A 13,030-nucleotide genomic window follows, 5' to 3' on the forward strand; every position below is an offset into this window, starting at 1 on the left:
ATTTAAATGGAACCCGCCCTTAAGGGTGGGTCTCACCGGAGATCATATTAACCGACCCCAGGGATACCCACCCCAAAAGAGTTATAATTTTTGCTCCACTCGTGAATCTTCCTGAGAAAATCTCCTACGGATTGTTTTACTTTCCCCATTAGCAGCAGTTGCTGTCATGAGATAGTTAATTGAGTCATCGGAGAAAGGAACCCGGAGGTGAAATGTACCGTCTGTTTTTACTTTAATGGGTTTACCAGCAATATTTACTTTTGCACCGGGTTCTGTTGAGCCGTGGATAATTAATTCAGCATCTGTGATCAACCAAAAATCTGTTTGGGGACGACTGAATACGCGAACTATTTCTGAACGGACGATTATTTCCCAGCTACCGCCTTGGTTAGTATAACCTATTTCGGCAATATAATCATGATCAGTTTCGGGAATTCCCACATAACGACTAGGCGCAATGTCATTGCATTCGTACTGCTGTACCAGAGGGGGAGTCTGATAACTCAAGTCTAAATTTGTGACATCATATAAGCGCAGATATAATTGAGATACGCTGTTATTTTGCAATATTTCCTTGTCAGATGGGGAAATGTACCAAGTGGCATTAGCCCACTTGGGTGTACGTAATTGAAGGATCAGACTACTCTCATTACTGATCTCGGGTAAATCTAGAAATGTTGTGTTTGCCGTTTGGAGATTTTTATCTGTGCCATCTGTCAAGGGTATACCAAAGACGCGAATCCGTTCAGAACTGGTAATAGTTACCCAATCATCACCTATATTGTAACCTATGGCGGCGATATAATCGCGATCGCTGCGGGGAATGGTAATATATTTCTCTTTTATTCCTGACTCTAGTTCATACTCCTGTAGCAGTTGGGGAGTTTGATAACTCAAGTCTAAATTCGTGACATCATACAGCCGCAGATATAATTGAGATATGCCATTATTTGACAATACTTCCAGGCCATCAATGTGCCAAGTGGCATAAATCCACTCTGCATTTTTGGGCTGGAGGATAATATTTTGGTCGCCATAGAGATGAAATCCTGGCCTACTATCTTCTTGGGGTGTAGCAAAAACGCGAATCCGTTCAGAACTGGTAATACTTACCCAATTATCATCTACCTTAAAACCTATGGCGGCGATATAATCGCGATCGCTGCGGGGAATCGGAATATATTCCTCTTTTATTCCTGAGTCTAGTTCATACTCCTGTAGCACTTGGGGAGTTTGATAACTCAAGTCTAAATCTGTCACATCATACAGCCGCAGATACAATTGAGATATGCCATTATTTGATAATCCTTCCTGACAAGTTTGATCAATGTACCAAGTCACATAAGCCCATTCTGGATTTCGCGGCTTAAGCATCATACTCCGCTCCCCATCGAGATTCAATCCTCCTCTGGTGTCTTCTTGGGGTGTAGCAAAAACGCGCACCTCTTCAGAACTGGTAATAGTTACCCAATTATCATCTACCTTAAAACCTATGGCGGCGATATAACTGCGATCGCGAAGCGTCCCCGCAAGCAGATCTGTTTGGGGAATCGGAATATATTTCTCTGGTGTTTCCCACTTTACTTTATATTCATCTACCAGTTGAGGACTTTGATAACTCAAGTTTAAATCTGTCACATCATACAGCCGCAGATACAATTGAGATATGCCATTATTTGATAATCCTTCCTGACAAGTTTGATCAATGTACCAAGTCACATAAGCCCATTCTGGATTTCGCAGCTTAAGGATAATACTCAGATCCCCATTCACTGCAGCGGCCATGACTACGCCAGCCAAGCTATCCCCCAGGGGATGATTCAACAATGGATCTTCGCCCCCATGACCCTCATGGTCAATCCCCATTTCTACAAAGGTTTCACTGTCTGCAAAAATATCTGTCCTCTCCGGATAATCACAGACAGTCCCATGGTTGATGGGTTCAGCTGCATCGGCTACTGTATTCAACACCTCTTCACTAATATCTAGGGATATTTCCTGTAAATTGGTCACCCGTGCCGATATATTTTCACTTAGTCGCAAACTGGCGCTTAAATCAAATTCTGGCTGGTGTTGTGCTGCTGTTTGGTCAAGAGAGTATTTGCTCTGCCAATTTTCCCCTTCAAACACCACATCTGAGATTTGAGAATCTGTAGCTTGAAAATTTTGAGTTTCAACCGGTTCTTGATCATTCACTGTTTCAGGCACAACAACAGACCCCGTAGCAGTTGCTGCTGTAACAGAGGTATCATTTCTGGGGGTTGAGTCCTCATTTTTTTTAGAGATTTCGGCAGTATAACCAGGGACTTTTTTCTTAGGATCTGCCCGACGTGACCGGAACAGCCATATTAGTAACCCAATTATAACAGGCGTAGGTAATAAAAGCCACCATAAAGGTATCTCAGGCATCTGATCAGAACTAGAAATATTTTCTGGCGACTGGTCTTCATCTAATAGGGGAGCTGGAGGATCTAGTCCAGGAATTTCTAGTGTTTCTACTTCTCTCCCAGCCAGGGCCGTTTCTATGGCTTGCTTTCCTGGTACTGCCTGGGTAAACTTGATAAAAGCATCTAAATTGGGGCTAGGATTTTGCCTGTAAGCATACACCAAAGGCAGGGAATAGATATAGTTAAGCTGATCCGGTAAAGTTTCATTCACAGGAATCACTCGCACATTGGGCAGACGCGATACATCATGAACCAGGGCATAGCTAATACCATCATTGCCCAGTCTGGCGATAATTTCCGTGGTATCATCCTCTAGGACTACGGTAGCATTCGCGCCTGTAACCAGTTCAGATCCCTGAAAACCTGGGTAGGTGCGAAATGTGTTGCGGGTTTCGCTATTTACCGGGCGGTCAATGAATCGAATATTACTATCTGTACCTCCAACTTCTGACCAGTTGGTAATATTTCCGCTGAAAATACCGGCGAATTGCTCAGAAGTCAAACTACCCTCAAAGGGATTATCCCGCCCAACTATGATAGCAATTTTTGCACTGTGAATCAATACTTGTGCCAGACCTTGGGCTTGTTCTTCTGGAGTCAAATCACGAGGTATCGCTGCTATATCAATATTTCCACTTAGCAAAGCTGAAATCGCCGCATCAGACCCATTAGTTGCAACCTCTACATTTGTCCCAGAAAACCCTTGCTCAAAACTCTGTTTTAAACTGCGGTTGATTGCTCCCAAGCTGGTAGAACCATCAATTTTGATTTTAGTCTGATCTTCCACTGTTTGAGGCGCTAGGAAAGAGTCAGTAGCAGATTGTGCCAGCACTGATGTCGGTACAAACAAAGGTACTGTCATAGGGGTAGTCACTAAAGACAGCAATAATGCTAGAGTAACTATTGCACTATCTTTTTTTCTTCTTGCCACATATATTATTGATCTGGGTAGACAAAGCTAGAGGATCTGGAATTGTATCTCTTTATATTAGGAGCAGACGCGCTAATTATACATCTGGGATGAAATTTATCATTACTTTTTGACAACGGGGTCATGTACTCGCTCTCAGATTACTCAAGAGTTTAATTTAATACCTGCTGCGAGGATCATGGGGGGTATTTTGGCTTTAATTGCAGATTTGGTGTCTCAGTTACCAGGAAATCACCTGGTTTTACCCATCAACTCTGTGACAGCTTTAATTGGAACTCCGGTTATTAGTTGGTTGATTTTGCGGCGCAGATACTGATATTTTTGTAAGATGACAGTGGCAGTGGGGTTTGGTGATTAAGGTTTCCACTAAAGAGTTGAGGGCTGTGGCCGCTAGTAAGCCTCCTCCTAGAGTCCCTTCTATGGTAATGTATGGTATCGGTTGTTGCATAAGTCGGCGTTTGGCCGCAGGAGCGTGGCTAAAGCCTATGGGTAAGCCTATAATCAGGGCTGGTGCGATTTTCTGCTGCTTGATGGCTTCACAGGTCTCTAGAAGGACTGATGGGGCGTAGCCTATGACTAATATACTATTATTACTGATTTGGGCAAGTTTTTGCCGCCATTTGTCCTGCTCCCAGAATTCTGTCTCGGCTTCTGGGGCAGTGGTAATATGGGGGTTGTCAATTAAGGTGATAATTTCACACCCTAAGTGGGTGAGTCTGGTTTGGTCTAAGGCGGCGGCGACTGTGGGTATATCTACTACTATTTTACACCCGGTTTTTAAGGTTTTACGACTGGTGGCGATCGCACCTGGACTGAGTTTGACAAAGGATACTAAACTCACATCACCACAGGCTAAAACTAGTTCAGCTATTAAATGTTGTTCAATTTCCGAACGCTCGGACAGGTCAGGAAGGATGCGTTGTAATGACTCGGTAAATGCTTCTGCATGATTATGTACTTCTGCATCTAACCCACTCCACAGTTGATTAAGTTCTCCTAGTCCTACTTGGGTTTCTACTTCTAACAGTTTGAGTTGCGATAATACCTCGGCTTGCATGATTTGACAATGGCGATCGCGTCCTAATAAGCTCTCTAATGCTGAGGCTGTTTGTCTGAGTTGGGATATTTGCTGCATTACGGCCCCATATTGTTTTTGCAGTTGCTCTGTTAGGCTTTTGCTGTTGTCTGTTTCTGGTTCTATTTCTAAAATCTGGCGAATATGGTTAAGTTGAAAGCCTTGGTTTTTTAAGGCGACTATGCGCTGCAGTCTAACTATATCTCTATCTGTGTACAGGCGGTAGTTACCAGGCGATCGCTGTGGTTGTGGTAGTAGTCCTAGTTGATGGTAATGTCTCACCATCCGCGGGGTTATCCCTTGTCCTACTGCTTGGGTGAGTTCTTTGATTGTTAGGGTGGTCATCTGTTTTTAAACGCAAAGGTTCGCAAAGGTTAACGCAAAGGTTCGCAAAGTGGTTTTTATCGATTTTAGGCTTGACATTGACAGTAATGTCAAGGTTTAGGGTGAGGGCATTGTGATCAATGAGTTATTATGCTGAGTTATCGGGGTTTAACAAGATTTATTGCCGAAGGTTCGGATACTTTGGCAGCTGTGTTTTGTGGTATGTTTTTGTTTGTGGGTTGGTTGGCTTTGTCTGTTGATTGGTTAGGATGGGCTTTGCTGTTTTTACCCGCTGCTTATGTGATTGGTGGTTATGATAGCGCCCGGGAGGGTTTGACCACTCTAATTAAAGAACAAGAATTAGATGTTGATCTGTTAATGATTGTGGCTGCTCTGGGTGCTGCTGGGTTGGGTTTATGGCGTGGAGAATACTATCTAATTATTGATGGGGGAATTTTGATCCTCATCTTTGCTATTAGTGGCGCACTGGAAGGTTACGCTATGCGTCGCACTGAGAAGAGTATCCGTAGTTTGATGAGTTTAACACCAGATACAGCTCGGGTTTTACTGGGGGGAGAAGCAGAAATGCTGCCTATTACTCAACTCAAGGTGGGTGATGAAATTATTGTTAAACCAGGTGAATTGATTCCTACTGATGGTATAATTATATCTGGTTATAGTAGCCTCAATCAAGCAGCAATTACAGGGGAGTCTTTACCTATAGAAAAGTCTGTGGGAGATGAGGTTTTTGCCGGAACTCTCAACGGTTTTGGCGCTTTGCATCTTCGGGTACATAAACCACCTTCTAGCAGTTTGATTCAGCGTGTGATTCGTTTGGTGGAACAAGCACAGACGGACGCACCCCCTTCTCAACAGTTTATTGAGCAATTTGAACGCATCTATGCCCGGGTAGTTGTGGTCGGCGGGGTGTTGTTGGTGTTTTTACCGCCCTTAATTTGGGGTTGGAGTTGGGAAGTTACTATTTATCGTGCTTTGACTTTTTTGGTGGTGGCTTCTCCCTGTGCCCTGATGGCGGCAATTATGCCTACACTGTTATCGGGTATTGCTAATGGTGCACGACAGGGAATTTTATTTAAGAATGGGGCGCAGTTAGAAAAAATTGGTCAGGTTCGCGCCATTGCTTTCGATAAAACTGGTACTTTAACTACAGGTAATCTGCAAGTTTATGGGGTAATTTCTAGTGGTGAATATTCGGAGCCAGAAGTATTAAAAATAGCGGCAGCTTTGGAATCCTGCTCTGAACACCCCATTGGTAAGGCTATTGTACAGGCGGCTGGTACAGGTTGGGAATGTGGGGTTGATGTCCAAGCTATACCCGGACAGGGAATTGTCGGCTTTGTCAACCATCAACAGGTGTTTGTGGGGAATACAGCTTTTATCCGGGAATATGTAGACCAGTCCCCGGAGGAGTTACAAACCTGGGCGCAATCTCAGGAAAATCAGGGTAAAACTGTGGTTTGGGTGGCACAGGCTCAACAGATCATAGGTGCGATCGCCATTGCTGACCTGATTAGACCAGAAGCTGTATCTATGATTACTCGCTTGCGAAAGTTAGGGGTTGAGCAAATTGTCATGATTACCGGGGACAATCAACGCACGGCTGACAGCGTAGCCCAGACTGTGGGTATTGATCAAGTGTATGCGGAACTCTTACCTGAAGATAAGCTAAATGTGATCCGTCAGCTGCAACAAGAGTATCAAACTGTGGCTATGGTGGGGGACGGCATTAATGATGCTCCCGCCCTCGCCCAGGCTTCTGTGGGTATTGCTATGGGGATAGCCGGGAGTGATGTAGCTTTGGAAACCGCAGATATAGTATTGATGGCGGATAAATTAGAGAAATTAGCCACAGCTATCGAATTAGGTAGGCGATCGCACTCCATTGTCAAACAGAATATAGTTATAGCTCTAGGCTTTATTATATTACTGTTAATCGGTAACTTTTTAGGCAACATTAACTTACCCATTGGGGTCATTGGTCACGAAGGTTCAACAGTGTTAGTTACACTCAGTGGTTTAAGATTACTGAGAAACTGAATTTTACAGGATTCCGGGTTTAAATAGCCATCACCCGGAAATGATATCAGCTACTCGGCCGCAAAACACCTGTGGGTATTTAACCCGCCCATGTCAACCCAGTTAAATGGCCATTAGCTTACAATTAGCATTGCATTGATATTCAGGAGCAATAAAATGGGATTAACTGAACAGCTGTTAACTGCCAACAAAAAGGCTATGCTTATAGATGATTGCTGCCAAATGATTGATCAGCAGCTAGCTTCTAAATCAGGTATCACTGGTATAGCCTTGAAAACCGCCTTCACCGCCTTAAAAGGAGTGAACCCCGGATACATCCCTTATATTGTCGAGCAGCTGCTACCACAATTCCTGACAGCCCTTGACCCTCTCTGGACTGAGGGTATAGCCAAGGGTGATCCCGCATCTCACCTCATCGCCAGTCGTTCTGAAACAGCAGACGCTATGCTCAGTATTACCGATGCTAGAATCCAGCACACAAAGCGGCAAATAGTTAAAGGAACCTATGAAAAATTCCGGAGTTCCGCCAAAAAACACGTAGAAGAAGCAGTTCCAGACTTAGCTAATATAGTAGATAAACATACTAAAATTTAAGGACAATCCAGTATGTGAATGAAATTCATTTACATACTGGTGAACCTTGGGATTTACCCACCACAGTGGATAATTTCCGCCCCCGATGGCGGTATCCTCGGCTCATACAAAAGTTAGAAATATTTTAGCCACAAGTAGTATAATTGTACTGCAAGAATATTTACTCTGTGTGGTAGTCCTTCTCATGATACATGATCAAGGGATTTCTATTTCCCTATTTACAGGTGCATTTGGTCTGGATTTAGGTATGGAAGCAGCCGGATTTCATACAGTGACTGTAGTAGAAAAAGACCATGATGCTGCAAAAACAATTCTTCTTAACAGACCTGATCTTAAAGAAAGTGCTGTTCCTAGAGAAATAGAAAAACTCAGTTCCCAAAGACTACTTGAGGAAGGAGGAAGATTTTTAAAATTAGGTCGTGCTTTACAAGTGGGAGAAGTAGACTTAGTAACAGGTGGTCTGACCCTGTCAACCATTTAGTACCGCCGGAAAAAGAGGTTCAGTGATGGACCCTCGCGGTAGTTTATTTATGGAATTTATTCGTATTGTTAAAGAAGTTCAACCCCGTTTTTTCTTGATGGAAAATGTCAAAGGTTTACTTTCAGCACCTATTCGTCACAGACCAATTAATGAACGGGGTAAAAATCATCCCCCTTTAGCAGATGATGAAATGCCAGGATCTGCATTAAGGGTGGTACTATCAGAAATGAAACAACTAGGATATAAGGTAGTTTATAATCTCTTAGAAGCAGCAGATTATGGCGTTCCACAAAATAGAGAGCGTGTAGTATTTATCGGTTCTAGAGATGGTGAGACTGCTACATTTCCTCTCCCCAAATATTGCCAAAATGGTCAACATCTACCTAAATGGCGGACTCTCAGAGATGCTTTAACAGGTTTAGTTGATAGAGAGTCAGAGTTTATAAGTTATTCAGAAAATCGCTTAAAATACTTAAGATTATTAGAAGCAGGACAAAACTGGAGACATTTACCAGAGGAATTAAAAAAAGAGGCTATGGGCGGTGCTTATGATTCGGGAGGTGGAAAAGTCGGTTTTTATAGAAGATTATCCTGGGATAAACCTTCTCCGACAATAACCACAAGTCCACATCAAAAAGCTACTGATATGTGTCATCCCGTAGAGTTGCGTTCTTTAACTGTACGCGAGTCGGCAAAAATTCAAACTTTTCCCGATGATTGGATCTTCTCTGGTTCGATAAGTTCTAAATATAAACAAATTGGTAATGCAGTTCCGGTATTGCTTGCAAAAGAAATTGGTACTTATCTTTTTAATTTAATCCAGGGAAATAAACCCAAAGCTAAAGAAACATCTGAACAACTATCGCTATTTTAGCTAGAGAATTTTAAGTGTCTTTTTTTGTGGCTTTATACCCACTTTTAAACTGTGAACTTTTAAGAACTATAAAGCCTTTTGGTGTATCTAATGAAGTACACACCAATTTATTACTTATTACTTATTACTTATTACTTATTCCCTGTTCCCTGTTCCCTAAAACTAAAAAACTGTTTACCTCACGAGCATGGGAAATTCTATATCAGCCGAAAAAATCAAGCCAGTAGATAGAATGACTCTATCTAATGGCTCAATGGAATCATCTGCGAAGAAGACCTTTACACTAGTTTTAAATCAGGATACTCCGCCAAAATATCATCAGAAGTCAGGGTATCCCCTTCAGCTTGAGGAGTCCAAAGCACCTCAATAGCTAAAAGTTGATCACCTGGAATTCCACCAATTCGCCGCAAAACTTGACGCAAATCATCAGCACTGTTAACCTCTGGGATTTCCAACTTCCCTAATGTCGCCGCTAGTAGGGTAACAATTAGGTATTCCCCTGGTGCTTCACTGATTTGGTCAGCAGGGGGTAAAGCCTCTTTTTTCAAAGCTGCTTTCAGCTGGTTGTTGACGTTAGAGAGAGTTTCTTCACTAAACTTGCTGCGTTCGGCTAATGATAAACGGTTAAACTGACTTTCAGCCGCATTTAATTTAACTTGCTGCGTACCCCCACCTGCGTAGACCCAATATTCTGGATGACGCAGTAAAGCCAAACTGACTTCTTGCAATACTTCTGCTCTCCCTTCTGGGGAGTTAGTATCAGCAGATTCGGCTATCTGGTCAAGTTCGGTTTGCAAACCACGCGCTTGCGCTAATAAACCAACTTGTAACCGAGTTACAGAAACAGCAGGATTGCTGCTATACTCTACGTCTACCCCTTCACCACCGCTCACACGGCGGAAGGTTTGTACCAAGAAATTCGCGATCGCCAAGAAAATTAAGATGGTAAATAGACCGCCAAACCCACCACCAATCCCCCAAAAGGGAATCAAGAAGGGAAAGCCGAAACCACCACCGGGATAGTATCCTCCACCACCAGGAGGCGCATAAGTACGCGGTGTGTAGGTGCGGCTAGAAGGCGCTCTAAATGAGCCGCCACCGATGCGACCACCGCTGCGGGCTGCTAATGCATTATCACCATGGCTAAGTGCTAAAGTTAACACTAGGCTGAAAAGAAAGAAAACCTTTAACAAGGGTTTGATGGTTTGTTTTAGTTTGTTAGCCATAACACAGGCGCTTAGAAATTGTATTAGTTATGATTGCTTTCTAGGTTCCCAAAAATCTTTTACTTACTCGAACTAGTGAGTTGTTGATTGACACTAGCTCTTTTTAACATTCACTTTTTTGATATATATCTAATTTACCGCGTCCTATCCGGATTGGACAGTCAGCCCAGGGGGGATTTCTGTGGTAGATAACCGTACATGAAGGATACGGACAATTTATATGATGTCAGACCAGTCATAATCATCAGTAAGAGGATGTTTGTCAAGTATTAAACAGGTAATTTTTATATTAGGGAACACACCGAACAGGGAACACACCGAAGGATTGGGAAGGGTTGGGGAACACACAAAAAACAATAAAATCCAGTCCCCTCCCCTTACAAGAACAAGACAAGGTGGACAAGGTGGACAAGGTGACCACCGGAGAAAAACAGTACAAAGTCTGTATTCTTAGTAAGAAAAATAGCCCATTAAAAGACCATTGTCCGTATAAAATCTTCCTTGTCCACTTTCCTTCCTTGTCTTCGGTAGTCTTGCCTTCACAGATCATATTAAAAACCTACCCTTGTAAGGAAGGGGGTGGGGTCAAACAATAGTTGATACACTAATCATACCTTTTAAAAAATCTTCTAAGGGTATGGCTACGCCACGCCAGATATGACAGATATACTCGCTATTAACAATAGCTCGGTAATGTATCACTTTTACTTGTATTACTATTAACTATGTAGCCAGCGGATTAACAACTTGAGCATCATCAGAAAAACAGGATAATTTTCCGGGAGTTTCCTAAATTTGATGATATATACTACCAGGAAATCATATTTGTTGGGCATTTTGGCATGACATAGAACTTTATTTAGGATATGCTATTAATACCGACAATATTGAATAGGTTTTTAGCATTTTTTTATTCATGAAATCGGCTAAGAATCACGATTTCTGGGGAGTTGTTTGGCATTGAAATTATCAAATTGGTAAAATTTATGTAGCACTAAAATAATTTACAAAAACTTCACAGAAATTTCCCATGTTGAATGTTATAAAATATAGCTGAGAGATGTGTAATCTATTCCCTCAAGCAAGGATACAAAATTTAAATTTTCTATATCCTAAACAGAGGTAAATATCTATACATAACTCAACTGTTACGGGATTAATTCAGAGTGCGAAAAAACCTGGTAAAAAAAAGTACAAATCCCTGTTTTGTCAATGATAGCTATTAGCTAAAATAAAAAAATAGCCCATTTCTCGCTTAAATGATCACGAAGCTCTGCACTCACTAGTTAGTATATATAGCATCTATAGCGAGGGGAATTTGAGGATTTAAGACGTTGTAAAAAGATGCTGTAAATGGCGAAATCACTCAAATTTCAGGTTTTAATTCCGTTATAAACTATTTTGTTTTCTATGTAGTTAACTTCTTGGCTTGAGGTACAACATAGTCAATACTTACCAAGTTAGTCAGTTCAATTACTAGAATTTAAATCCATCTAAACATTGACCTAAATTCTAGTATTAAGGCTTACATATCTTTTAAATTCAACTGATCAAAAATTAGCATGGAACATATCTCACAACTCCGAACAAAAATTAGACAGGAAAGGGCAAATCCTGATATATTAGTAGTATCCCATCTATTTCTGCCAAAAAAAGCAGTGATTGGGGAATATCTCTATAATCGCTGTGTTCAAGACCCAGAAAGAGTAGTTGTTCTCACATCTGCTTGTTCTGGCGATCAAGTATTTGATGCGGCTCAAGAATTTCCTGTATATCGCTGGATCAATTGTCGATACTGGTTGGGTAATTTTCTGGGAAGTCTATTACAACCTACTATCGATTTAGTCTGCTCATTTGTGCTAGCCATCAAACTCTATTTTCGTTATCATTACCGTTATATTGAATGGGGTCACGGCTACGATTTTCCAGCATTATTACTATTGAGCTATATCCTACCCATACGCTTTTTTATGTATCTCCATGGTAGCGATATTCTTGAGAGTTTAAATAATCCCATATGGCGATCACTCTTAAAATTGACCCTGAAACGCGCCGAGGGAATTGTTTGTAACAGTTACGTCACCCAAGATTATCTCCACAAAACTTTCCGGTTAACCACTCCCACCCATGTTATTCAACCTATAGTCAGACCAGAAAAATTTGGTATTCAAAAGAATCAAGCTAATTTTGATGATTTACGTCAACGGGTGCGGGAAGCGTACAATATTCCGGAAACAGCAATAGTAATTCTTTCGGTAGGAAGGTTAGTCAAGGAAAAAAGCTTTGATCGTGTGATTGAAAACTTACCACTGCTACTCACAATTGGACTTGATGTTTACTATATACTTTGCGGACAAGGGCCATGTGAACCCGCATTAAAAAAATTAGCCCAGCGCTTGCGAGTAGACAAGCGAGTACACTTGACCGGACATATACCCGATGACCAATTAGCTGGTTATTATGCAGCTTGTGATCTGTTTGCGATGCTCAGTTCCTTAGATCCCAAGGAATGTATACAGGGTTTTGGTATTGTTTACTTAGAAGCAAATTATTTCGGTAAACCTGTGATTGCTTCTCGTTTAGGCTCGGTGATTGATATAGTTCGCCATGAAGAAAATGGGATTCTCGTGAATCCCAAATCTGGATCCGAAGTTTTTCAGGCTTTCAAACGATTGTGTAACGACCAGCATTTACGTGAAAAACTCGGTCGCAAAGGTAAACAATTAGCCAGACGCAAAACCCTTTACCGTTCGCTGTACCTATCTGAACCTATCCCTAATGGTGTGTTGAATTAACCACCACCTACAATGGTGACTATTTCTAAGCGATCGCCTGGCTGCATTTGTGTTTCTGGCCAAAATTGACGGTGTAAAATTTCACCATTATATTCCACCGCTACTAAACGGGGATTAAAACCGAACTGTTGCAGTAAATCTGGTAACAGCGTTTGGGAGGAGCAACTACGGGTTTCGCCATTTACCTGGAGTGTAATCTGATTAGACATCTTAAAGTGCTGATTT

The 13,030-nt window shown here is 41.8% G+C and carries 7 protein-coding genes and 2 pseudogenes; 5 read left to right on the top strand and 4 right to left on the bottom strand.

Going from position 1 to position 13,030, the window contains the following annotated elements; genetic code table 11:
• Positions 1–81 precede the first annotated feature (81 nt).
• A complete protein-coding gene (locus AC6IZ0_RS04290) occupies positions 82–3,378 on the bottom strand; it encodes a DUF4912 domain-containing protein (RefSeq protein ID WP_497725210.1) in 3,297 nt (1,098 codons plus the stop codon).
• A 157-nt stretch (positions 3,379–3,535) separates the two neighbouring features.
• Between AC6IZ0_RS04290 and AC6IZ0_RS04295 the strand changes: the two are divergent.
• Positions 3,536–3,694 (top strand): annotated as a pseudogene (locus tag AC6IZ0_RS04295) (iron chelate uptake ABC transporter family permease subunit); the annotation flags it as partial.
• Here AC6IZ0_RS04295 and AC6IZ0_RS04300 read toward each other — a convergent pair.
• Positions 3,644–4,798 carry a precorrin-8X methylmutase gene (locus AC6IZ0_RS04300; protein WP_497725211.1) on the bottom strand — a complete coding sequence of 385 codons (1,155 nt, stop codon included), beginning with the start codon at positions 4,796–4,798 and terminating at the stop codon, positions 3,644–3,646. The pseudogene AC6IZ0_RS04295 and the gene AC6IZ0_RS04300 overlap by 51 nt on opposite strands.
• A gap of 129 nt (positions 4,799–4,927) precedes the next feature.
• Between AC6IZ0_RS04300 and AC6IZ0_RS04305 the strand changes: the two genes are divergently transcribed.
• The 3 genes and pseudogenes from AC6IZ0_RS04305 (at position 4,928) to AC6IZ0_RS04315 (ending at position 8,784) form a co-directional block, all read left to right on the top strand.
• Positions 4,928–6,835 carry a heavy metal translocating P-type ATPase gene (locus AC6IZ0_RS04305; RefSeq protein WP_271733978.1) on the top strand — a complete coding sequence of 636 codons (1,908 nt, stop codon included), beginning with the start codon at positions 4,928–4,930 and terminating at the stop codon, positions 6,833–6,835.
• 156 nt (positions 6,836–6,991) lie between these two features.
• Positions 6,992–7,429: a DUF6918 family protein gene (locus AC6IZ0_RS04310; protein ID WP_271733977.1), complete on the top strand. Its 438-nt coding sequence runs from the start codon at positions 6,992–6,994 to the stop codon at positions 7,427–7,429.
• 184 nt (positions 7,430–7,613) lie between these two features.
• Positions 7,614–8,784, top strand: a pseudogene (locus AC6IZ0_RS04315) (DNA cytosine methyltransferase).
• Positions 8,785–9,062: 278 nt separating this feature from the next.
• Here the strand turns inward: AC6IZ0_RS04315 and AC6IZ0_RS04320 are convergent.
• Complete coding sequence (locus AC6IZ0_RS04320; RefSeq protein WP_271733976.1) at positions 9,063–10,010, bottom strand: DUF1517 domain-containing protein; 948 nt, start codon at positions 10,008–10,010, stop codon at positions 9,063–9,065.
• A 1,562-nt stretch (positions 10,011–11,572) separates the two neighbouring features.
• Here AC6IZ0_RS04320 and AC6IZ0_RS04325 point away from each other — a divergent pair.
• Positions 11,573–12,805 carry a glycosyltransferase family 4 protein gene (locus AC6IZ0_RS04325; RefSeq protein WP_497725212.1) on the top strand — a complete coding sequence of 411 codons (1,233 nt, stop codon included), beginning with the start codon at positions 11,573–11,575 and terminating at the stop codon, positions 12,803–12,805.
• Here AC6IZ0_RS04325 and thiS read toward each other — a convergent pair.
• Complete coding sequence (gene thiS, locus AC6IZ0_RS04330; protein ID WP_271731616.1) at positions 12,802–13,014, bottom strand: sulfur carrier protein ThiS; 213 nt, start codon at positions 13,012–13,014, stop codon at positions 12,802–12,804. The genes AC6IZ0_RS04325 and thiS overlap by 4 nt on opposite strands.
• Between the last annotated feature and the right edge of the window lie 16 nt (positions 13,015–13,030).

This window comes from Anabaenopsis sp. NIES-4685 (assembly GCF_059725405.1).